Genomic DNA, 21,843 nt, shown 5'->3' on the forward strand with positions numbered 1-21,843 from the left:
TTGCCCACCCACCCCAGCGACTGATTGACGATGTCGAAGTGGTCCAGTGGATATTCATCGCCAATCACCGTCCCCAGGTGTGAGCTGTAGCGCCCGACCATCCCGTCGCAATGGTCGGCCTCGCGCACGAAGCTTCTGGCAAACAATCGACAAGTGCGGTTGGTGCCATCGAGCAGGTTGCGTCCGCGATCGGTCTTGCCTGGTTGCAAGGTGCCGGACCAGGAGTAATAACGCACGCCGTTCACCTCTTCCGCGCCCTGTCCGCCCCAGGTTTCGGGCACCCCCTGTGGATAACGCTGATTGAACAGCGCCACGCCTTCAGTGGTGAGCGAGTGATGGGATCCATGGATATCCACCGGAAGCTTCGGCCCGCGATAACCGGTTTCCAACAGGCTCATCAACGCCCCGACCAGGTGCAGCAAAAAGCTCAGCAGCCGGCCGCGAACACTGTCATGGGGATAGTGTCGATGCAGATAATCCGCCAGCTCCGAGCCATGATTCGGCCCCGCCACCGACGTCACCGACGCCACCCGATCCGGTCGCTTGGCGGCAGCGTACCGAGCGGTCAGCGCGCCCTGGCTATGGCCGATCAGGTTGACCTTTTCAGCACCGGTTTCGCGAAGAATCTCTTCGATCCGCGCGAGCAATTGTTCGCCCCGCACTTCGTTGGAGTTGATCGGTGACACTTGCACCGCAAACACCACGGCACCGCCCTGGTGCAACGCCGAAACGATCCCGTACCAGTACGGATAGAGCAGCAACCGCACGAACCCGAGCATTCCCGGGACCAGCACCAGGGGGTAGCGCGGGGCAAAACCTTGCGACATGGGCAGACGTCCTGGTGATCGGGGGGGTAATGCAAGACGGGAGGCAATTCACCCGCCAAGCATCGCCAGCGAATATGACAACTCGACGACCAGTCTATGACATCCGCCCTACTTCAACCCCACTACACCCGCCACGATCAGCCCGACCGACAGCAACTTCACCGCAGTCAGGCTTTCACCCAGCAATGCAAAACCGAGAAACACCGTGCCCAGCGAACCGATGGCGGTCCAGATCGGGTAGGCGATACTCACCGGCAACTCACGCATCGCCAGGGTCAGGAAATACACCCCGCCCACTGCCGCCAATACGGTGATCAGCGACGGCCACAACCGGGTGAAGCCCTCGGCGTACTTCATGCCCATGGCGAAGGTGACTTCGAACCCGGCGGCGATCAGCAAAAACCACCAGGCCATCTAGAACTCCCTGGCCAGCGCGAGCAAGCGCTGCTCGGCCTCGGCCGCGGAGACTTCGAAGGTACGGGCCTCAGACTCTTCACCTTCGGCGGCAACCACTGTGACATCGGTGATGCCGATAAAACCCAATACCGTACGCAGCAAGGGATCGGCATGGTTCATGGCTTCCAGCTCGCCGCCCGGACCAAAACCGAATCCGCCGCGACTGGTGACAATCAGCGCCTTTTTGCCTGGCACCAACGGCTCGTATTGAGCCACGCCGTTGTCCAGCGTGTGATTGAAGGTCAGCCCGAGCCGCACGATCTGATCGATCCAGGCTTTCAAGCCGCTGGGTACGCTGAAGTTGTGCATCGGCGTGGAAATCACCAGCAAGTCATGACCCAGCAACTCGCCAACCAGTTCATCGCTGAACGCCAGGTCGGCCTGCATCGTCAGCGGTCGGGCGTCGGGTTCGGGGTAAAACGCCGCGGCCACGAAAGCCTCGTTGACCGGCGCAATCAACGCCCGGCCGACTTCGCGTCGGGTCAGTTGCGCATGGGGGTTGCGCGCCTGCCAGGCTGACAAGAACACTTCGGCCAAACGCCGGGAATGCGAACGCTCACCACGCGGACTGGCATGTATCGCAAGAATTGTGCTCATCTGAATCTCCTTGGGGCTAAACTCGAACAACCTGTGGCATGCAGCTTCAAGCTTGCAGCTGCCCCTGTTCAACTGAGCAAAAATCAGTCTGGATGAATCTGTTTCATCCATGGAGCACTCAATGTTCGCTTCCTTGCCGCTGACCGCCCTGCGCGCCTTCGAATCCGCTTCGCGCCTGCTCAGTTTCAAGGCCGCCGCCGAAGAACTTTCTGTGACCCCGACGGCGGTGTCCCATCAGATCCGTTCGCTGGAAACCTGGCTCGGCGTGCCGCTGTTCGAGCGCCTGCCGCGCCAGGTGCGCCTGACCGACTGCGGCGAACGGCTGTTCCACAGCTTGCACGGCGCTTTTCTGGAAGTGGCGCAAAGCGTCGATACCCTGCGCCCGCAACGCAGCGGCACGAGCCTGACGATCTCCACCACCGCCGCCTTCGCCGCCCTATGGCTGGTGCCGCGCCTGGGTCGCTTCTACGCCCGCCATCCGAATATCAGCCTGCGCCTCGACACCCATTGCGAGGTCATCGATCTGCATCAGGACGCCAGTGTCGACCTGGTGCTGCGCTACAGCCTCGGTGACTATCCGAACCTGCATGGCTTGTGCCTGTTCGACGAAACCTTCGGTGTCTATGGCTCACCGGAACAAGTCGCCCTGGCGACGGCTCGTACACCGACGCTGATCAGCGTGCGCTGGCACAACTCCAAACTCTATGCACACGGCTGGGAGGCCTGGTGCGCCCGGTCCGGCGAGTCCTGGCTGACGGGCCACCCCGCCGTGCGCGAATACGATGAAGAGCATTACGCCCTGCAAGCGGCGATTGCCGGGCAAGGGATGGTGCTGGCGAGCAATATTCTGGTGTCCGAAAGCGTGGCCAGCGGCTTGCTGTTGCCTTACCGGGGCGAGGTGCAGGTCGAGGGCGCCGGGTATAGCGCTTTGTGCGTGCCGGGAAGGGAGCGACATCCGCCGGTACGAGCGTTTTTTGCGTGGCTGCGTGAAGAAGCGTTAATGTCCGGAAAGTTGCTGCAAACAGGCAACTAATTTTCACCGCTAATCACCACCTTAAAATCCAAACACACATTAACCACCACCCAACTGTAAACAGAACTTGAAGTTACAAACACCGCATAGACTTTTTTCAGGATGAAATTATTCTAACAACCACAACCAAACGGTTGTTCCCACAGAATAAAGTAAAGGAATACAGCCATGCATCTTGAGCAACGACTCGAATTTATCGACTCCCTGCCATCGTTACCACCCATCATAATGCCGCGGGCATTCGCTGACCCATCTGAAGCCCAACCACCTCACGACATTAACAAGCCAACTGCGAGTGTAATGCCAGACACAATAAACGCATTTCTCCCAGGCGTATCAGAGCAAATCATTGACGACGTGAACCTGTGCAAACTGATCATGCAGAATGCCGCAACTAAAAAATACCCCGATGAGAAACAACTATTTGAATGGTATAAAGAATATGTCACGGGCTTGTCAAACATTGGCTGGGCATTCCAGGCAAAGAATTTGCAAGAGACCACCATCAAAAGGGTTGGCCTGACGATGGACCAGGTCGCCCTTGAAGTTGTCGCCGGCCTGCTTTCCCCAAGTGCCGCTACCACACTGTCAAAGGTCTCGAAGCTCGCAGTAGATGCCGTACAAAAAAACCCCAAGGCAATCGGGATTTTCAATCGCGAGTCTAAACTCGGCACCCAGGCCAAGTTTGATATTGCACCGGTCTGGACCGACAACCACGGTCAAGCGAACATGGTCCTTAACTGCATCTCCCTTGATGCGCGGGAAAGTACCCGTGGCATCCTGTTCTGGAAATCCACGAAACAATCCACCACCATTAAAACCGGCGCAGTGCACATGTATCTTAGCAGTAGAACTTTCTCTGGAATACGCGACAAACTGATAAGCAAATACGCCGACGCCGCAAATAAATACATTGATAACCTTCCTGACTTTTAAAATCAGCGAATATTTAAATCGACAAACAACATGCCATTTTAAACAAATTTCACTCACAGGCCTCGAGCAACTAAATTATGGACCCCTCAACTTATGACATTTATCTAGCCAACGGTAATATCACCGTTTTTTTGGGCGACCAGGGAAAGGAATTCAAAAAAGACATTTTGAACTCCAGCCTGCTGGGTGAGCTCGTATCAACTTCGAAAACCCCCAACAGCCGGGAGCAACTATTCTCCGACTATGTAACTACTGTGAGCAAATTGGGCTGGGTTGAAAAAAGCCGAGCGTTCAGGCACTCCGACTTCTCCAACATAAGCCTTTTGGAAACCGTCGAAGCAGGCATAGGAACGTCCCTGACTAAAGAAGCAAAACAAGCTCTACTCAACGCCTTTTTGCAGTTAAAAAAAACACCCACACAGTCACCGGTACTCCAACACATTTTAGATAAACTTCAGGTCAATGCGTTTACCCCAAGCATCGACACCGGTGACGTTCCTTCGACGAAAAAGCCGGTTGCCACTTCAATCCGGCTTACCATTGTCTGCAAAAATGCGAGCATCATCACCCTGCAGGTTGCCTTCAAGACCAAGGCCGGGATTAGTATCGACATCCTCGATCAACCCGTCCTCAACTCCATCAAGGATGGAAAATCCAACATGTGGTTGTTGGTCAGTACACTGGATGCACGCGAGTACGACAAGGTCAGAGCGACTGTCCTGAAAAAAATAGGCAATCGCATCCACACCGACTTGTTGCATGTTCCAGTACCAACCCGTCTGGGTTAATGCCCGCCAGACATCATGTTTGATCGCTCCTGGACGTTTGATCCGGCAGCGATCAAACATTGCTTTAACACACCTCAGTTTTTCACCGTTTTGGGTGCCTTGCCCGCCTTCATCTGCTCCAGCAACGGCGCGCACTGATTCGTTTCGCCGCCGCTCGGCGCCACCAATGCCAGCAACCCCGCCGCCGGTGCGGCAATCACGCCCAGTGCCACCATCCCCGCCCCGCGCAACATCAGGGGTACTGCTTTCACCCCGGCTTCGGGCTTGATGAACTTACCCCGCACGTACAGAGGCGAACGCAATGAAATCAAGCGCCAGCCCTTGGATTCCGGGGTAATGGTCAGGTCCAGTTGCTCGGTCGCCATGTTCGCCGTGCCATCGATATAGACAATCGCGTTCTCGGTATCGAAAACGAACAGCCGTGTAGTGGCCAGGCCTGTCTTGATGTCGAAGTCGGCGGCCGCGCAGTTGATCTTCACTTCCTTGTCGCCAAAGATCCTGCCCACCACGTAGTTGCCGACGTTCAACCCGGCCAGCTCCATCAACTCGCGACTGATTGCGCCGTCGTTGATCAGCATTTTCAGATTGCCGTTGGCACTGCCCAACAACCTGGCCACCGAGTTGCCGCGGCCGGTGATATCGGCATCGCCATTGAGCTCACCGAAACTGGTTTTCATCGGTTCGAAGGTCGGAAACAACTGCTTGAGTTTGAAACCGCGCGCGGTGAGTTTTGCGTTGCCCTCCAAGGGTTCAGTGCGACCGTTCAGGCGGATTTGCGCGTCCAGCTTGCCGCCCGCCACGCTGAACCGCAGCGGTTCGAGGCTGAGCACGCCATCGGTGAGCACCAGATGGGTGTAGAGGTCGTTGAACGGCAGTTTTTCGCTGTGGACGATGCGCTTGCCAGAGAACTCGACATCAGCGTCCATATCGCGCCAGCGCTCGGTCTTGAACTCTTCGACCGGCAGCACCTTGTCCGCCGGCTGTTTGCTCTCGCCGCCACGGGCCTTTTGCTGGGCATTGGAGTCAGCGCCGATCAGCGGGGCCAGATCGGCAAACAGCAGTTGATTGGACAGCAATGACCCGCTGAGTTTCGGCCGCGGCTGACTGGCGACGTAACTCAAGTTGCCATGGATATCGCTGGTGCCGATCTTGCCGTTGAACTCTTCATAGCGAAACACCGCGCCCCCTGGCTCATGCAGCCTGGCTATCAGGTGACCGTCGGTGGTATAGGGCGGTGTATCCGGCAGGGTCACACCGGTCAGAGGATAGAGATTGCCCAGGCTGGTACCGGCCAGCTTCAAGCGCAGATCCAGGGCGCCGAGGTTCATCGGGTCGGTCAGGGTGCCGGCCAGTTCGACGCTGGTGTCGGCGATTTTCACCTGAGCCTGCAACGGAAACGGTCGGGCCGCATCCTGTAAGGCCAGCAGGCCGCCGACTTTGCCCTCGCCCGCGAGTTTCTGGCCGTGGTACTGGCCTTTGACCTTCAGGGCAAACGCATAGTCTTGCGGGGCCGCCCCCTTCTCCTGTGCGGCTTTCGCGCTTTTTTCGCCAACGATGTCGCTGAATGGAACCGGCTTGCCCAGTGGATCGATCAATAGATCGAGCTGCGTCTTCAGGTTCTGATCGTCAAGGGTGACGTGACCTTTGTCGAAGCCGATCGCACCAATATCCACCACCCAGTTCGAGGGTTTGGCATTCGGGTCTTTCGGATCGAACTTGAAGGTCCAGTTGGCACGTCCGTCCGCCAGGCGTTGCAGCTCGGCATTGGGTTCGGTCAGGTCGATGCGCGGGATCACCACCCGTTGCGCCAGCAAGGCCAGGGGCGAAATGCGCAGTTCCACGCGCTTGAGGCTGGCCATCTGTGGCGTTTTCGACCAGTCCGGGTTGCCCAGGGTCAAATCTTCGGCCACCACATGCGGCCACGGCACCCACGCGCGCCAGCCCCCCTCATCAAGCTCGCGCCGCCAGATCACCGCCAGGTTGCCGTTGATCGCGAACGGGCGGTGCAACTCTTCGGAAACCTTGGCATTGAGGGGTGGTTTGATCCGGTTCCAATCGAAGAACACGATGACCAGTACCTGCACCGCCAGCAGTACAACCAGGCTGGTGAAGGTCCAGGCGAGAATTTTACGAGTGCGCGTCATTGCACAAAGCTCCTGATACGACTGAGCGCCGGACTGCGACGCCCATGAGAAACGCAGCACCAGAACCGGCCCGCTATGGAATCTACGACTGGCAAACGGTGCGCAGGTTTAATCGAAAAAGCGATTTTGCCGCAATCGACCACTCGATTGCTGCTCTTGCTTCCCATTTCGCGTTACCACACCCGCACTTTTGTGGGGTGAAAGTGAGTCGAAAATACCCACCTTGGCACACCGCAAAGGCCCGATTTATAAGGGCTGCAGCGAACAATCAATTCCGTTGATTATTAACATTGCGTTTATGAACTTTTATATCGACTTATCGAGAGTAGCATTGCCCTTGTACCCAATTTATCGCCGCCCCACGGAGCACCCAATCATGAAACGCCAACTACTGCTTAGCCTTTCCCTCTCTATGTTGGCCAGCACTGCTTTCGCACTGCCGGCCGCTGACCAGGCTACTCCGCAAGTCAAAGACAGCCACTCGGTATTCAGCCAAACCCTGGCGGAAGGCGGTAACGATCGCCTGAAAGAAAAAGGCCTGATTACTCAGGACGGCTACGACAAGACTCCACAAGGTCAAACCGTTGCTGCTGACGGCTACGACAAAACCCCACAAGGTCAAACCATTGCCGCTGACGGCTACGACAAAACCCCACAAGGTCAAACCGTTGCCGCTGATGGCTATGACAAGACTCCACAAGGTCAAACCGTTGCCGCTGACGGCTATGACAAGACTCCACAAGGTCAAACCGTTGCCGCTGATGGTGGTGACCGTGTCATCGAACGCAACAGCGCTATGAGCTAAGCCCATGGCGGCCCTGAAAAGAAGCCCAATCACCGGATTGGGCTTTTGACTTTCTGGCCACTCACCTTACAACGCCGTACCTTCTGCGCTGGATCTCCCTTTCGTCGTTCGACGCCGGCAAAGCCGATTTGCTAGAGTGCGCCGCTCCCCTTCTCCAGAAAACGCCCTTGCGATGTTGCCCCGCGCCGAACAGAAACAACAAACCCGCAACGCCCTGATGGACGCTGCCCGCCACCTGATGGAAGGCGGCCGAGGATTCGGCAGCCTGAGCCTGCGCGAAGTGGCGAAAACCGCCGGTATCGTCCCGACCGGTTTCTACCGGCATTTCGCCGATATGGATGAACTGGGCCTGGTGCTGGTCAGCGAAGTCGGCCAGACCTTCCGCGAAACCATCCGGTTGGTGCGACATAACGAATTCGTCATGGGCGGAATCATCGATGCGTCAGTGCGGATTTTTCTCGATGTGGTTTCGGCCAACCGTTCGCAATTTCTGTTTCTTGCCCGCGAGCAATACGGCGGTTCACTCCCGGTGCGCCTGGCCATTGGCCGTTTGCGCGAAGATATCAGCTCGGACCTGGCTGCCGATCTGTCATTGATGCCAAAGCTGCAACACCTGGACATTGCCGGTCTGAGCGTGATGGCGGACCTGATCGTCAAGAGTGTATTCGCCACCTTGCCCGACATCATCGACCCGCCGGCCGAGGCATTGCCCGAGCATCTGACGCCCCAGGCAAAGATCACCCAGCAGTTGCGGTTCATCTTTATCGGATTGAAGCACTGGCAAGGCCTCGGCAGCACCGAATAACCCGGCCCTGCACACAACACCGCCCCCGCCATCATTTGGTGCGCCCTTCACCGTCGCGCACCAAATTGCCGCAACAACTGAAGCAACAACCAAGCTCTGACAGGCATTTCCTACGCACTCCCCCGATTGGCAAGCCCCTTGCTCTAGCCTGAGCATTGTCCATTGCTGGAAGCTTTCCGATGCTGGTGATTCATCGCAGAATCGACCCTCAACCCGTCTGGGCCGCCGAGTTGCACCTGACTTTCGAAGCGCGGAGCAAAAGCCGTTTGCGCTGTTTCAGTGCCGAGGGCGAAGACGTCGGGTTGTTTTTGGAGCGCGGTCAATCGCCCCTGTATGACGGCGAGTGCCTGCAAGCCGAAGACGGGCGCATCGTCCGTGTTTGTGCCCGTCCGGAACAGCTGCTGCACGTCACCTGCGCCAATGCATTCGAATTGACCCGTGCCGCCTATCACTTGGGCAATCGCCACGTCGCCTTGCAGATTGGCGACGGCTGGTTACGCCTGCTCGACGATTACGTGCTCAAGGCCATGCTCGAACAATTGGGCGCCACCCCCTCGCACATCGAAGCGCCGTTCCAGCCGGAACACGGTGCGTACGGCGGCGGTCACCACCATTCGCGTCACGGCGACGAAGACTTCAACTACCCGCCCAAACTGCACCAGTTCGGCGTACGCCCATGAACGCCGCCTGGGCGCTGTTGCGTCTGGCCAGTCCGCAATTGCCGATTGGCGGCTACAGCTACTCCCAAGGCCTGGAAATGGCGGTGGAGAACGGCCGCGTGAACGATCCCGACAGCGCACGACGCTGGATCAGCGATCAATTGCTGCTCAATCTCGCCCGTTTCGAAGCCCCGCTGCTGCTCGCTCATTGCGTGGCCGCCTTCGAGGAAAACTGGGGCGAACTGCTGCAACGCTGCGAAGAACACCGCGCCAGCCGGGAAACCCGCGAGCTGCATCAAGAGAGCCGGCAGATGGGTTACTCCTTGCAACAATTGCTCAACGGCTTGCCGGAGCTGGATACAACAGCCTGCGCTTTCCTCGAACAGCACCCCGAACCGCACTTGGCCCTGGGTTGGGCGCTGGCCGCACGTGCCTGGCGGATCAGTCCCCAGGATGCATTGGCTGCATGGCTCTGGAGCTGGCTGGAAAACCAATTGGCGGTGCTGATGAAAACCCTGCCGCTGGGCCAACAGGCCGCACAGCGCCTGACCAGCGAATTGCTGCCGCTGTTACAGCAAGCCCAGCACAACGCCACCGGCATCACCCCCGAACACTACGGCAGTGCCACTTTTGGCCTGTCCCTGGCGTGTATGGCCCACGAGCGCCAATACAGCCGCCTGTTTCGTTCCTAGTCCCCCTGGAGAACCACATGAACACACAACCCCTGCGCGTCGGCATCGGCGGCCCGGTCGGCTCCGGCAAGACCGCCCTGACCCTGGCCCTATGCCTGGCCCTGCGCGACCGCTACAACCTGGCTGTCGTGACCAACGACATCTACACCCGTGAAGACGCCGACTTTCTGGTGCGCAACCAGGCCTTGGCGCCGGAGCGCATCATCGGCGTGGAAACCGGTGGCTGCCCGCATACGGCGATCCGCGAAGACGCCTCGATCAACCTCGAAGCCGTGGATCAACTCAACCGCCGCTTTGCGGGTCTGGACCTGATTCTGGTGGAATCCGGTGGCGACAACCTCTCGGCAACCTTCAGCCCGGAACTGTCAGACCTGACCATTTACGTGATCGACGTCTCGGCCGGCGACAAACTGCCTCGCAAGGGAGGCCCGGGGATCTGCAAATCCGATCTGCTGGTGATCAATAAAATCGATCTTGCACCGCTGGTGGGGGCATCACTGACCCTGATGGACAGCGACACCACGCGCATGCGCAACGGCAAGCCGTTCGTCTTCAGCAACCAGAAAACCGGTCAGGGCCTGGAAGAAATCATCGCCTTCATTGAACGACAGGGCCTGCTGACCGCGGCCTGACCTCCACTGATCAACAAGGAAGCTTACCCATGACACTCAAACGCATCCTGGGCGCCCTGGCCCTGCTGCTGTCCCCGGCCCTCGCCTTTGCCCACCCGGGGCATGGCGACAACGGCTTGATCGCCGGCATCAGCCATCCGATCGGCGGCCTCGACCACTTGCTGGCGATGCTCGCAGTCGGTCTGTGGGCAGCGCAACAAAAAGGTGCTGCGCGCTGGGCTCTGCCATGCACCTTTGTCGGCATCCTGTTGCTCGGCGGGTTGCTGGGTTTCGAAGGGCTGAATCTACCAGCGCTGGAAAGCGGGATTGCCGCGTCCGTGCTGGCGCTGGGCCTGGCGGTGGCTCTGGCGGCGCGTCCTCCGTTGAGCCTGGCGGTGGCCGCGACGGCATTGTTTGCCTTGTTTCATGGCGTGGCTCATGGGCTGGAATTGCCTGACATGTCGAGTCCGTGGACCTATGCAGTCGGATTTGTGGTGGCGACGGCGGTGTTGCATGCAGCCGGTTATGCCGTGGTGCGATTGTTACCTCAGGCAGCTGCGCCAGTTGTTCGACTGGCGGGGGGGGCTTCGGCGGCGACTGGGATCTGGTTGCTGGCAGGCTGATTCTTTATTGCCTGTGATGGCCTCATCGCGGGCAAGCCTTGCTCCCACAGGTTATGTGTTGCCCACAACATTGCAGTCCGGCACAAATCCTGTGGGAGCGAGGCTTGCCCGCGATGAGGGCCTGACAGACAACACACCTCTCAGGCCTGCTAACATGTCGCGCAATCAACCCTGCCGTGACGACGCCAGCCAATGCCGCCTGTTTCCCGCTCCGCCTCCCAGCCCGATCTGACCGCTCTGTTCACTTCGGTGCAACAGCACTTCCTGAACGTGATCGTGCCGCTCTGGCAAGGCCCCGGCTGGAATGCCGACATGGCGTTGCCTTATGAAGCGCTGGATGCCGGGCACCAGCCGCTGCCCCCACAGCGCTACCGGGCGATGGCCTGCGCACGACAGCTGTATCTGTTTGCCAGTCTGATCGGCCAGGTGCCAAAGGCCGAAGAGCGCGCCGCGGCACTGTTCCGCTCCTTGCAGCGGCATTTTCACGATGCCGAGCACGGCGGCTGGTTCTACAGCATCGACCCGCACGGAGCGCCGCTGGATCAGCGCAAAGACCTCTACACCCACGCCTTCATCCTGTTTGCCTGCGCCCATTACTGGGACAAAGTCCGCGAGCCGCTGGTGGAGTCGGTGCTCAACGCTGCCCTGGAAGTCATCGCACGACGATTCGCGACCGGCGATGGCCTCTACGAAGCGTGCCTGGATCGCGACTGGGCAACCCTTGAAACCGGCCCTCTGCAAAACCCATTGATGCATCTGGCGGAAGCCTTCCTCGCCACGTTGTCAGTGCGCGAAGACCTGGCTGTGCAACGAGCGCTCGTCGAGTTATGCACAGCCATGCAGAAGCGCTTCATCGATCCGCAACAGAATGTGCTAATGGAAAAACCGCTGGGCGCTGTGGATAACTGGTTTGAACCGGGGCATCAGTTCGAATGGTATTTCCTGCTGGAGTCCTCCGACCTGCTACGCGGTTCGAAATTGCACGCTTCGCTGGAGCGCGCGTTTGCGTTCACAGAGCAATTGGGCGTCGACCAACAGACGGGGGCCGTGCGGGCCATGCTCGATCTTGGGCCGGATGGAGGCTTGCGGGACGCCACCCAGCGAATCTGGGCTCAAGCCGAGTACCTGCGTGCACTGACGCTACGCCCCAACAGCGAGGTCCTGGTGCTGCGCCAATTGCAGGCGCTGCAACAACGATCGCTGCACGCGGGTGGTTGGTATGAATGCCGTGACGAGCACGGTGAAGTGAGCCGCCTGGACATGCCATCAACCACGCCTTATCACCTGGCGACCTGCTATGCCGGGTTGGCTGAATATCTGCGTTAATGCTCAGATCGCTTTCGCGAGCAGGCTCGCTCCTACAGTTGATCTCATTCCTCTGTGGGAGCGAGCCGGCCGGGCGGCGATCCGACGACTGACCTCGAAGAGGTCAACGGCCTTCACTCAATCCACTTGCGATCCCCGGTAAAACTGATCGTCAGCCATCGCGCGGCGTCCGGCGCGCCAAGTTTTGTGGAAATTTCCTCTCGCAGACTGTCCAGCTGCCCCACACCGTCCAGCCAATAATCCTTCGGCAACACGACGTGAATCTCGATAAAACACGCACGACCGTGCTTCTGCACGTAGGAAATGTAGTCGTCGAAACCGTGCTCGATCTTGGCCTCTTCCATCACCTGGCGCACCTTGTCGTCCAGTTGATCCGGGGCAATTCCCAGCACATCGCGCAACGCCGGACCGAGGATTTGGAATGCCGGAGGGAGCATACCCAAGGCCAGCAGAATCAGAATCATCGGGTCGACATACAACGCCCATTTGTCGTAGCCCTGAGTCTTGAGCAGCAGCGCGATGAGGAAACTCACCAGCAGGCCGGCCGTGAGCATCGCGTCCACCAGCCAACTGATGTTGTCGAACTTGATCAGCGATGATTTGAGCGTGCGATTGCGATGGCGGACGTAGAAAAAATAGATGAGCTCGACGATGGTGAACACCGACGCGTAAAGGATCACCAGGCCGAGCTCGACCTCGCGGCCACCGCTGATGATGCCGAACACGCCGTTGAGAAAGGCATAAATGGCCACCAGCAACAGAAAACTGCCTTCGATCACCAGCACCATGGGTTCCAGGTGCCAGGAGCCGAACTGGAAGCGCTGATTGCTTTCCTTGGCGATCAGCTTGGCGGTGATCAGCATCAGGACCTTGATGAAGGCTGCTACCAGCGAGAAGAAGCCATCGAACAGGATGGATTGGGAGCCCGAGACAAACCCGGTGATGATCCCGGCGAATGTCACCACCAGCATCAGGAAGGTCGATTGCTTGAGCAGCGCCTGCTCGCCTCGATTGCTCACTCGCTCTCCTCTAATACCTCTTAACCGCCGGGTGTGGCGGGTTACTTGAGGGAGGAGTCTAGCTGATGTCCTGCGGCGTCTGTTCCGCCCCCTTCGCGGGCTAGCTCTCCCCCACAGGCTCAGCGCAATCCTTGTGGGAGCGAGCCTGCTCGCGAATGGCCGTTACGCGGTCTTAAGCCTTGCCACCACTGCGATCAATCGCAAACCCGGCCCAGGTCTGGCTCACCGGCATCAGCTCCAGGGTGTTGATATTGATGTGCGCCGGGGCATTGAGGACCCAGAAAATGGTCTCGGCAATGTCCTGCGGCTGGATCGGGTCGGCACCGGCATAAGTGGCGTTGTAACGCTCCTGATCACCGGCGAAGCGCACCAGCGAAAACTCGCTCTCGCACAGGCCCGGTTCGATGTTGCTGACCCGCACGCCAGTCCCTTGCAGATCGCAGCGCAGGCTCAGGGAGAACTGTTGGACGAAGGCTTTGGTCCCGCCATACACATGGCTGCCCGGATACGGGTAACTGCCGGCGACGGAACCGAGGTTGACGATACCGGCGCCACGACCGTGGGCGATCAGGCGAGGCAGCAGCAGGCGGGTGCTGTACATCAGGCCCTTGATGTTGGTATCGACCATGGTGTCCCAGTCGTCCAGGCTGCACTTGGGCGCCGGATCAGCGCCAAGGGCCAGCCCCGCATTGTTGATAAGCCCGCGCAGCTTGGCGAACGAAGGCGGCAAGTTGGCGATGGCTTCTTCCATGGCCTTGCGATCGCGCACATCCAGTACCAGGCCATGCACCTCGGTCTGCTTCGACAGTTCGGCGCACAGGGCGTTGAGGCGTTCTTCACGACGGCCGGTCAGCACCAGTTTCCAGCCGGCTTCGGCAAAACGACGGGCACAGGCTTCACCAAAACCGGAGGTCGCGCCGGTAATAAACAGGGTGTTGGACATCGTGTTCTCCTTGCTTCGGCCGATGGTCAGCCATTGGAATAGAAAATCAGCTGGCAGCATGCCCGGCCTTGCACGCACCGGCAACCACCGCACAAGCTGTACAGAAATCGATCAACCTGGGCAATGCCTTATGCACCGTGACCTGCAGCCATGTGCACGCACCTTATCCACAGCCCCATCCACACTTTCCGGGGGCAAGTCGAAATGCTGCAAGCCGCTCACCACAAGGCTTTGCGAGGGATTTGAAAATTTTTTCGCTTGACCCTCACAAGCCCGCCGTGTAGCCCATGGCCAATTTCTCGACCAGGCAGTCAACTCGACGATGGCCGCAAGCCAGTAACTACGGCCTTCAGCCGAGTCTTTCCAGAGTTTAATCACAGACTTATCCACAGGCTTATCCACCCCGATTCAAGGCACTTTTGTCATCAAGAAAAAAGTTGACAAAGCCACCCAGAGGCCTGGCAAAAACGCCTGAGCAAAAAACAACCACAGCGCTGGAAGCCACGAATTCAAAGGCTCTCAGCCAGCTACACCCACGTTATTCACAGCCAGCTCCACAGTAAACGGGGACAAGTCAAAACCGTGACAAAACAACTATTTGCAGCGGCTTTATGTCGCGGTTACGGAGCTTGAGAATATTGTTTTCCACAATTTCCGTTTACCTCCCACCATTGCCCCTTGTAGGAGCCGGCTTGCTGGCGAAAGCGGTGGATCAGTGCCGATGATGTCGAATGTGACGCCGTCTTCGCCGGCAAGCCGGCTCCTACAGGGGCAGTGGGTATGGGAGATGTAAAAAAGCCCCGGAGCTTTCGCGCCGGGGCTTGTGCATAACAACGAAAACTCAGTGCCCGCCGAGATAGGCGTTACGCACATCCTCGTTGACCAGCAACTCCTTGCCTGTGCCGCTCATGCGGATCTCGCCGTTAACCATCACGTACGCCCGGTCCGACAGCCTCAGGGCGTGATTGGCGTTCTGCTCCACCAGGAAGATGGTCATGCCGGTCTTGGCCAGTTCCCGCAGGGTGGCGAAGATCTGCTTCACCACGATCGGGGCCAGGCCCAGGCTCGGCTCGTCGAGCAACAGCAGCTTCGGCCGGCTCATCAACGCCCGGGCGATGGCGAGCATTTGCTGCTCGCCACCGGACATGGTCATGGCCCGCTGGTTGCGCCGTTCTTCGAGCCGCGGGAACAGCTCGAACATGCGCTGCATGTCTTCCTTGGCGTATTTGTCGCCGATCGGAATGGTGCCCATCAGCAGGTTTTCCTCGACGGTCATGTCAGGGAACACCCGCCGGCCTTCCGGCGACTGCGCGATGCCGTTGGACGCGATGTAGTGCGACGATTTGTGGGTGATGTCCACACCCTGGTAAAGAATCTGCCCGTCCGCCGCCCGGGGCTGACCGAAGATCGACATCAACAGGGTCGACTTGCCGGCGCCGTTGGAGCCGATGAGGCTGACGGTTTCACCTTCGTTGATGTGCAGCGAGACTTTCTTCAGGGCCTGGATCGGCCCGTAGAACACGTCCAGCGCCTTGAGTTCGAGTATGGATTTACTCATACCACCTCCTCTTCGTCGGCGCCCAGGTACGCGGCAATCACTTTCGGGTCGTGGCGGATGTCATCGGGACCGCCCTCGGCGATAACGATGCCGTGGTCCAGCACCACGATGTGGTCGGAAATACTCATTACCATGCCCATGTCGTGTTCGATCAGCACCACGGTCAGATCGTGCTCGTCGCGCAGCAGCCGGATCATCGCGCTCAGCGCTTCGGTTTCCTGAGGGTTGAGGCCGGCGGCCGGTTCGTCGAGGCAGATGATCTGCGGACGCGTGCACATGGCCCGGGCAATCTCCAGGCGGCGTTGCTGGCCGTAGGACAGTTCACCGGCCAGACGGTTGGCACAATCCACCAGGTCCACCACTTCCAGCCAGTAGAATGCATGGTCCAGGGCATCGCTTTCAGCCTTGCGATAACCCTTGGTGTTGAGAATGCCGGCCAGCATGCTGCGGTTGACCCACATATGCTGGGCCACCAGCAGGTTTTCCAGCACCGACATTTCCTTGAACAGGCGAATGTTCTGGAATGTCCGCGCCAACCCGGCACGGTTCACCAGATGGGTGCCGCCGAATGCCTTGTAGAACAGCCGGCTGGCAAAGGCTTTCGGCGAGACGAAATCGGTCGGCTTGAACGATTCGCCGAGCAACTTGATGACATTGGTTTGCTGGCCGCGCACGTCGAGTTCGATCTTGCCGCCAGAGGCCTTGTAGAAGCCGGTCAGGCAGTTGAACACGGTGGTCTTGCCGGCACCGTTGGGGCCGATCAGGGCGAAGATCGAGTTGCGTTTGACCTTCAGGCTGACATCGTTCAACGCCTTGATGCCGCCGAAGTGCATCATCAGTTTTTCGACACTGAGTACGACTTCGCTCATGGCGCTACTCCTTTACGCGGGGTCACACCGGTACGGCTGATCCGAATCAGGCCGCGCGGTCGCCAAATCATCATCAACACCATCAGGATGCCGAACAGCAGGACGCGGTATTCGGCAAAGCCACGCAGCAATTCCGGAGCCACTGTCAGTACGAAGGCCGCGATCACCACGCCGATGGTCGAGCCCATGCCGCCAAGTACCACGATGGCAAGGATCAAGGCCGATTCAAAGAAGGTGAACGAGGTCGGGTTGACGAAACCCTGGTAGGTGGCGAAGAACACACCGGCCAGACCCGCTGTCGAAGCACCGATGGTGAACGCCGAGAGCTTGACCAGCACGTGGTTCAGACCCATCGAGCGGCAAGCGATTTCATCTTCACGCAAGGCCTCCCAGGCACGACCGACCGGCATGCGGGTCAAGCGATGTTTGATGTACAGCACGGCCAGAACCACCAGGAACAACACCGTGTAAATGAAGTAGTACTTCACGTCGGGGTTGTACGCAATGCCGAAGAACTCATGGAACGGCACACCGCCATCTTTCGCACGCTTGCCGAACTCGAGGCCGAAGAAGGTCGGCAACGGCGCCGGCATGCCGTTCGGGCCGCCGGTCAGGGACAGCCAGTTATTGAGGATCAGACGGATGATTTCACCGAAGCCCAGGGTCACGATCGCCAGGTAGTCGCCGTGCAGGCGCAGCACCGGGAAACCAAGGATGCACCCTGCCAGGCCCGCGGTGATCGCCGCCAGCGGCAACACCGTCCAGAACCCCAGTCCCAGGTACTGATAACCGAGCGCCAGACCGTAGGCACCAATGGCATAGAACGCCACGTAGCCAAGGTCGAGCAGACCCGCCAGGCCGACCACGATGTTCAGGCCAAGCCCCAGCAGCACGTAGATCAGCCCGAGGATGACCACGCCCAGCAGATAGGAGTTGGAGAAGAACGGAAACACCACGGCGAGGACGATCATCAACGGGATGATCCAGCGCAAACGTGATTTGTAATCGGGCGCCAGTACATGCACTCCGGAGCCGGTGGTTTCAAATCCTTCGAGGATTCTCAAGCCCTTTGGGGTTTGCAGGAATGTGCTCAAGGCAAAGCGGCCGGCCATGACGATGGCAACAATCCATGCCACCCGCTTGGTTTCCAGGTTGAAGCCGTAGCCATCGAGCACGATGCCGACAATCGGCCCGAACACGATCAGGGCGATGAGGCCGGCAAGAATCGCATCAACCAGACTTTTTTTGAGATCAATGGTTTTTTTAGTGGTTGAAGACATCGCTTACACCTTCGACACAAGAGGACGGCCGAGCAGGCCTTGAGGCCGAAAGACCAGAACGAGAACCAGCAGCGAGAAGCTGAAGACGTCTTTGTAGTCCGAGTTCACCAGGCCGGAGAACAGCGACTCGGAAATCCCGAGGATAATCCCGCCGAGCATGGCACCAGGTAAAGAGCCGATCCCGCCAAGTACCGCGGCAGTGAAGGCCTTGATGCCGATGACGAAGCCTGCGTAGAAGTCGAACGTGCCGTAGTTCATGGTGATCAGCACGCCGGCCAACGCCGCCATGGCTGCACCGATGATGAACACGTAGGAGATCACGCGGTCGGTGTTGATCCCGAGGATCGAGGCCATCTTGCGGTCTTGCTGGGTCGCACGGCACATGCGGCCGAGCTTGGTGTACTTGATGACGTAGGTCAGCAGGCCCATCCCGACGAACGCTGCGACCAGAATGAAGATCTTGGTGTAGGTGAGCTGAACGAAGCCACTACCTACGTCGAGGCGCCATGCACCGGTCAGCAGTGTCGGAACACCCTGTTGGCGGGCACCCTGGGCGATCTGAGCGTAGTTTTGCAGGATCAGCGAAATACCGATGGCGCTGATCAGCGGTGCCAGTCGGGTGGAGTTACGCAGGGGTTTGTAGGCGACACGTTCGATGACCCAGCCATACACCGCCGTGACGACGATGGTGAAGATCAGGGTGCCGAGCATCAACAGCGGGAAGGATTCAATACCGAAGTAAGCCAGCAGTGCCAGACTGATTGCCGCGAGGTAAGCGGAAATCATGTAAACCTCGCCGTGGGCGAAGTTGATCATGCCAATGATGCCATAGACCATTGTGTAGCCGATGGCGATCAAGCCATAGACCGACCCGAGGGTCAGGCCGTTGACCAGTTGCTGCAGGAAAATACCATCCATAACGCAATCTCACGCATTTGAGAGACTGCACAGAAGCCGCTGGTGTCGGACCGGGGTTCAGCCGCCGGCACCATGCGGTTGTGTGCAGCTCTACGAGAAAAGACAGGTACTGCACGGACATGTTTCAGGATTGCCCGGCGCGCGGGGCACCGGGCAAATCAACCGCTCATATCACTTCTGTTTTTCCAGTTGGTGGTATTTGCCGTCCTTGTCCCACTGGTAAACCACGTAGTCGGAGACTTTCAGGTCACCCTTGCTGTCCCAGGTCTTCTCGCCCATAACGGTTTTGACCGGGTTCGCTTTCAGCCACTTAGCTGCGTCTTCGCCCTTGTTGGATTTGGCACCATTGAAGGCGGCAGCGAGGGCCTGGACAGACGCGTAGGCGTACAGGGTGTAGCCTTCAGGCTCGTAGCCAGTCTTGCGGAACGTGTCCACCACGGCCTTGCTGTCCGGCAGCAGACGCGGGTCGGCGCCGAAGGTCATCAGCACGCCGTCGACGTATTGCGGGCCGCCAGCAGTGGTCACCAATTCGTCGGTCACGATGCCGTCGTCGGACATGAATTTCACGTCTTTGAGGCCTTCGGTACGCAGTTGTTTAACCAGTGGACCGGCTTCCGGATGCAGGCCGCCGAAGTAGACCACGTCGGCACCGGCCGCACGGATCTTGGTGACAACGGCGCTGAAATCTTTCTCGCCGCGGGTCAGGCCTTCGTACAGCACCGGCGTGACGCCGCGCTTGATCAGTTGTGCCTTGGTGGCATCCGCCAGGCCCTGGCCGTAGGTGTCCTTGTCGTGCAGGACAGCCACTTTCTTGCCCTTGAGCACGTCGACAATGTAGTCGCCGGCCACGATGCCCTGCTGGTCGTCACGTCCGCACATACGGAACATGGCACTCAGGCCACGCTCGGTGACCTGCGGGTTGGTGGAACCTGGAGTGATCGCGATGATCCCGGCTTCGTCGTAGATTTCCGACGCGGGAATGGTGTTGGAAGAGCAGAAGTGACCGACCACGCCAGCGACTTTCTGGTTGGTCAGGTCCTTGGCGACCGTCACAGCCTGTTTCGGTTCGCAGGCGTCGTCGCCCTTGACCAGTACGATTTTTTCCCCGTTCACGCCGCCCGATGCGTTGACCGCATCGGCCGCTGCCTGTGCACCCTTCATGTACTGTTCGCCAAATGCTGCGTTGGCGCCCGTCATTGGTCCCGCTACGCCGATCTTGATGTCAGCCTGAGCAAACGCAGAAACACCCAACGCAGCTGCCACTGCGAGGGCCAGAAAGCCTTTCTTGTAAAACGTCTGGGACATGAGGTGGTGCTCCATGGTTTTTTTAATTGGCACTGCGACTTCACTGAATGCTCAGAGCAAGGGCCGTGCCATCGGTTTTTTATTCTTAAAAAAGTCGCTGCTTTATTGTTATTTCGACTGTTTCGGGCCCATTTTTATTGGGCGTGCAACCGTCTAAACCGCGGAAGGTGATACCTTATTTTCTTCGAGGCGCAACCTGCCTGCGCCATCATTGCAACCGCGGCACCAAACGGCGTGCAACCAGCCTGTAACAACGTGCGTCACCGAACTGCACACTGCTGGTGCGCAAACTGCTACAACACGCACCACTACAGGCTAGTCGCAACGCCGAAAAGCGCTGCGCTCCAGTAACAAATTTCAACATTCAGATCACGATCCGCAGGCACTGGCCTGCGTGATACAGCGAGAACCCCGCCTCATACAGGCAACTGCGAAGGCCCACACCGGCCAATGGCTGCATGGGGGCGAACGGAATGGGTAGCGCTTGAGGATTTCCGTTACACAGGTAATCGGCAAAGGCCTTGCCGACCACCGTCCCCGTGGTCACGCCTCGACCGTTGTAACCGGTGACTGCCACTATTCCGGGCGCCGGTTCGAACAGGCGCATCAAATGGTCGGGCGTAAACGCGATGCGCCCGGTCCAGGTGCACTCCCACTCCACCGGTTTAAGGTTGGGGAAGTAATGCTGCTGCACCCGATCAGCCCAGGCCTTGAGGAACCAGGTGGGTTTCTGGTTGCCGTTACCAAGGCTGCCCAACAACAGACGACCGTCTTTGTCGCGCCGAATGCTGCTCAACACTTGCCGGGTATCCCACGAGCCCTGCCCACCCGGCAGGATTTCCTGAGCGGCGTCTTCGGTCAACGGCACCGACGCCACCTGGTAGTAGTAACCGGGGAAGAAATTACGCTTTAGCTCGGTCCAGTCGCCTTCGGTGTAGGCATTGGAGGCAATCACCACTTGCGAGGCCAGTACTGAGCCCTGCGCTGTCTGTACCGACCAGAGTTGGCCCTGACGTTCGAGTCGGGTTACCGGGGAATGATCGAATAATTGACCGCCCAGGCGCTTGGCCGCGTTGGCCAGACCGGTGGTATAGCCCATCGGGTTGAGGGTACCGGCACGTCGATCGAGTAGCGCAGCGGCGATCTTTTTGGTGCCTGTCGCTTGCTCGCAAGCTTGCCCGGTCAGCAGCTCCACTGGCGCGCCGCGACGCTTCCATTGTTCTTCACGACTGCGCAGATCGGCTTCGCCACGGGCATTGTGGGCCATGTGCAACGTGCCTTCTCGGCGCAGCTGGCAATCGATGTTGTATTTGTCGACCAGGCTGAACACCAGCGCTGGCGCCGCACCCAGCATGCGGTTGAGCTGACTGCCGACCGCCTCGCCAAAACCGGCCTCGATTTCGTCGGGCGGAATCCACATACCGGCGTTGACCAGCCCGACGTTGCGTCCGGAACCGCCATGACCGGCGCGATGGGCTTCCAGCACACACACTGTCTTGCCCTGCTCCAGCAGATGCACCGCCGCCGACAGCCCGGTAAAACCGGCGCCAATCACGCAGACATCCGCCTTCACCTCACCGTTGAGCGCCGAATGGTCGGGCCTTTGCGGTGTCAGTTTTTCCCATAGACATTCTTCGCGTAACGGCATT

At 58.8% G+C, this 21,843-nt stretch carries 22 protein-coding genes; 10 read left to right on the top strand and 12 right to left on the bottom strand.

The features are described 5' to 3' along the window. From GPL81_RS03090 to GPL81_RS03100, 3 genes are all read right to left on the bottom strand, one after another. Positions 1 to 827, bottom strand: an 827-nt coding sequence (locus GPL81_RS03090) for an esterase/lipase family protein (RefSeq protein WP_160105159.1), incomplete at its 3' end; no start/stop codon positions are given. 108 nt (positions 828 to 935) lie between these two features. Continuing rightward, the gene (locus tag GPL81_RS03095) at positions 936 to 1,241 is read right to left on the bottom strand and encodes a DMT family transporter (RefSeq protein ID WP_160105160.1); all 306 of its coding nucleotides are present in this window, start codon (positions 1,239 to 1,241) and stop codon (positions 936 to 938) included. After that, positions 1,242 to 1,880 carry an FMN-dependent NADH-azoreductase gene (locus tag GPL81_RS03100; RefSeq protein WP_160105161.1) on the bottom strand — a complete coding sequence of 213 codons (639 nt, stop codon included), beginning with the start codon at positions 1,878 to 1,880 and terminating at the stop codon, positions 1,242 to 1,244. Positions 1,881 to 1,989: 109 nt separating this feature from the next. Between GPL81_RS03100 and GPL81_RS03105 the strand changes: the two genes are divergently transcribed. From GPL81_RS03105 to GPL81_RS03115, 3 genes are all read left to right on the top strand, one after another. Further along, entirely contained in the window at positions 1,990 to 2,913 is a 924-nt protein-coding gene (locus GPL81_RS03105; protein WP_178122561.1) for a LysR substrate-binding domain-containing protein, read from the top strand. 168 nt (positions 2,914 to 3,081) lie between these two features. Beyond that, a complete protein-coding gene (locus GPL81_RS03110; RefSeq protein ID WP_160105163.1) occupies positions 3,082 to 3,849 on the top strand; it encodes a hypothetical protein in 768 nt (255 codons plus the stop codon). A gap of 77 nt (positions 3,850 to 3,926) precedes the next feature. Then, entirely contained in the window at positions 3,927 to 4,637 is a 711-nt protein-coding gene (locus tag GPL81_RS03115) for a hypothetical protein (protein WP_160105164.1), read from the top strand. 74 nt (positions 4,638 to 4,711) lie between these two features. Here the strand turns inward: GPL81_RS03115 and GPL81_RS03120 are convergent, their stop codons facing one another. Continuing rightward, complete coding sequence (locus GPL81_RS03120; protein WP_160105165.1) at positions 4,712 to 6,781, bottom strand: AsmA family protein; 2,070 nt, start codon at positions 6,779 to 6,781, stop codon at positions 4,712 to 4,714. Between the two features lie 376 nt (positions 6,782 to 7,157). On the opposite strand from GPL81_RS03120, the gene GPL81_RS03125 reads away from it, so the two are divergent. From GPL81_RS03125 to GPL81_RS03155, 7 genes are all read left to right on the top strand, one after another. Beyond that, positions 7,158 to 7,586 carry a hypothetical protein gene (locus tag GPL81_RS03125; protein ID WP_160105166.1) on the top strand — a complete coding sequence of 143 codons (429 nt, stop codon included), beginning with the start codon at positions 7,158 to 7,160 and terminating at the stop codon, positions 7,584 to 7,586. A 172-nt stretch (positions 7,587 to 7,758) separates the two neighbouring features. Beyond that, positions 7,759 to 8,391 (top strand): TetR family transcriptional regulator, encoded by a 633-nt coding sequence (locus GPL81_RS03130; protein WP_096513666.1) that lies wholly within the window; start codon positions 7,759 to 7,761, stop codon positions 8,389 to 8,391. A gap of 179 nt (positions 8,392 to 8,570) precedes the next feature. Continuing rightward, a complete protein-coding gene (gene ureE, locus GPL81_RS03135; RefSeq protein WP_160105167.1) occupies positions 8,571 to 9,071 on the top strand; it encodes an urease accessory protein UreE in 501 nt (166 codons plus the stop codon). Further along, a complete protein-coding gene (locus GPL81_RS03140; RefSeq protein ID WP_160105168.1) occupies positions 9,068 to 9,742 on the top strand; it encodes an urease accessory protein UreF in 675 nt (224 codons plus the stop codon). The genes ureE and GPL81_RS03140 overlap by 4 nt, the downstream gene beginning before the upstream one ends. A gap of 17 nt (positions 9,743 to 9,759) precedes the next feature. Next, entirely contained in the window at positions 9,760 to 10,374 is a 615-nt protein-coding gene (gene ureG, locus GPL81_RS03145) for an urease accessory protein UreG (RefSeq protein WP_160105169.1), read from the top strand. A gap of 29 nt (positions 10,375 to 10,403) precedes the next feature. Next, the gene (locus tag GPL81_RS03150) at positions 10,404 to 10,976 is read left to right on the top strand and encodes a HupE/UreJ family protein (protein ID WP_160105170.1); all 573 of its coding nucleotides are present in this window, start codon (positions 10,404 to 10,406) and stop codon (positions 10,974 to 10,976) included. Positions 10,977 to 11,168: 192 nt separating this feature from the next. Continuing rightward, positions 11,169 to 12,302, top strand: coding sequence for an AGE family epimerase/isomerase (locus GPL81_RS03155; RefSeq protein WP_160105171.1), 1,134 nt, complete (start codon positions 11,169 to 11,171; stop codon positions 12,300 to 12,302). Positions 12,303 to 12,415: 113 nt separating this feature from the next. Here the strand turns inward: GPL81_RS03155 and GPL81_RS03160 are convergent, their stop codons facing one another. The 8 genes from GPL81_RS03160 to amaA form a co-directional block, all read right to left on the bottom strand. After that, positions 12,416 to 13,321: a cation diffusion facilitator family transporter gene (locus GPL81_RS03160; RefSeq protein WP_160105172.1), complete on the bottom strand. Its 906-nt coding sequence runs from the start codon at positions 13,319 to 13,321 to the stop codon at positions 12,416 to 12,418. A gap of 172 nt (positions 13,322 to 13,493) precedes the next feature. Next, the gene (locus tag GPL81_RS03165; RefSeq protein ID WP_096513672.1) at positions 13,494 to 14,264 is read right to left on the bottom strand and encodes an SDR family oxidoreductase; all 771 of its coding nucleotides are present in this window, start codon (positions 14,262 to 14,264) and stop codon (positions 13,494 to 13,496) included. An 841-nt stretch (positions 14,265 to 15,105) separates the two neighbouring features. Next, positions 15,106 to 15,822, bottom strand: coding sequence for an ABC transporter ATP-binding protein (locus tag GPL81_RS03170; RefSeq protein ID WP_096513673.1), 717 nt, complete (start codon positions 15,820 to 15,822; stop codon positions 15,106 to 15,108). Then, positions 15,819 to 16,691, bottom strand: a complete 873-nt coding sequence (locus GPL81_RS03175; RefSeq protein ID WP_160105173.1) for an ABC transporter ATP-binding protein — start codon at positions 16,689 to 16,691, stop codon at positions 15,819 to 15,821. Before GPL81_RS03175 ends, GPL81_RS03170 begins: the two co-directional genes overlap by 4 nt. After that, complete coding sequence (gene livM / locus GPL81_RS03180) at positions 16,688 to 17,971, bottom strand: high-affinity branched-chain amino acid ABC transporter permease LivM (RefSeq protein WP_160105174.1); 1,284 nt, start codon at positions 17,969 to 17,971, stop codon at positions 16,688 to 16,690. Before livM ends, GPL81_RS03175 begins: the two co-directional genes overlap by 4 nt. 3 nt (positions 17,972 to 17,974) lie before the next feature. Continuing rightward, positions 17,975 to 18,889 carry an ABC transporter permease subunit gene (locus tag GPL81_RS03185; protein WP_160105175.1) on the bottom strand — a complete coding sequence of 305 codons (915 nt, stop codon included), beginning with the start codon at positions 18,887 to 18,889 and terminating at the stop codon, positions 17,975 to 17,977. 171 nt (positions 18,890 to 19,060) lie between these two features. After that, positions 19,061 to 20,194, bottom strand: coding sequence for a branched-chain amino acid ABC transporter substrate-binding protein (locus GPL81_RS03190; protein WP_160105176.1), 1,134 nt, complete (start codon positions 20,192 to 20,194; stop codon positions 19,061 to 19,063). A 364-nt stretch (positions 20,195 to 20,558) separates the two neighbouring features. Continuing rightward, on the bottom strand, positions 20,559 to 21,842 hold the full coding sequence (gene amaA / locus GPL81_RS03195) for an L-pipecolate oxidase (protein WP_160105177.1): 1,284 nt from the start codon (positions 21,840 to 21,842) through the stop codon (positions 20,559 to 20,561). Position 21,843 lies beyond the last annotated feature (1 nt).

Origin of the sequence: Pseudomonas izuensis (assembly GCF_009861505.1) — a bacterium.
In the GTDB taxonomy this organism is placed as follows: Bacteria; Pseudomonadota; Gammaproteobacteria; order Pseudomonadales; family Pseudomonadaceae; genus Aquipseudomonas; species Aquipseudomonas izuensis.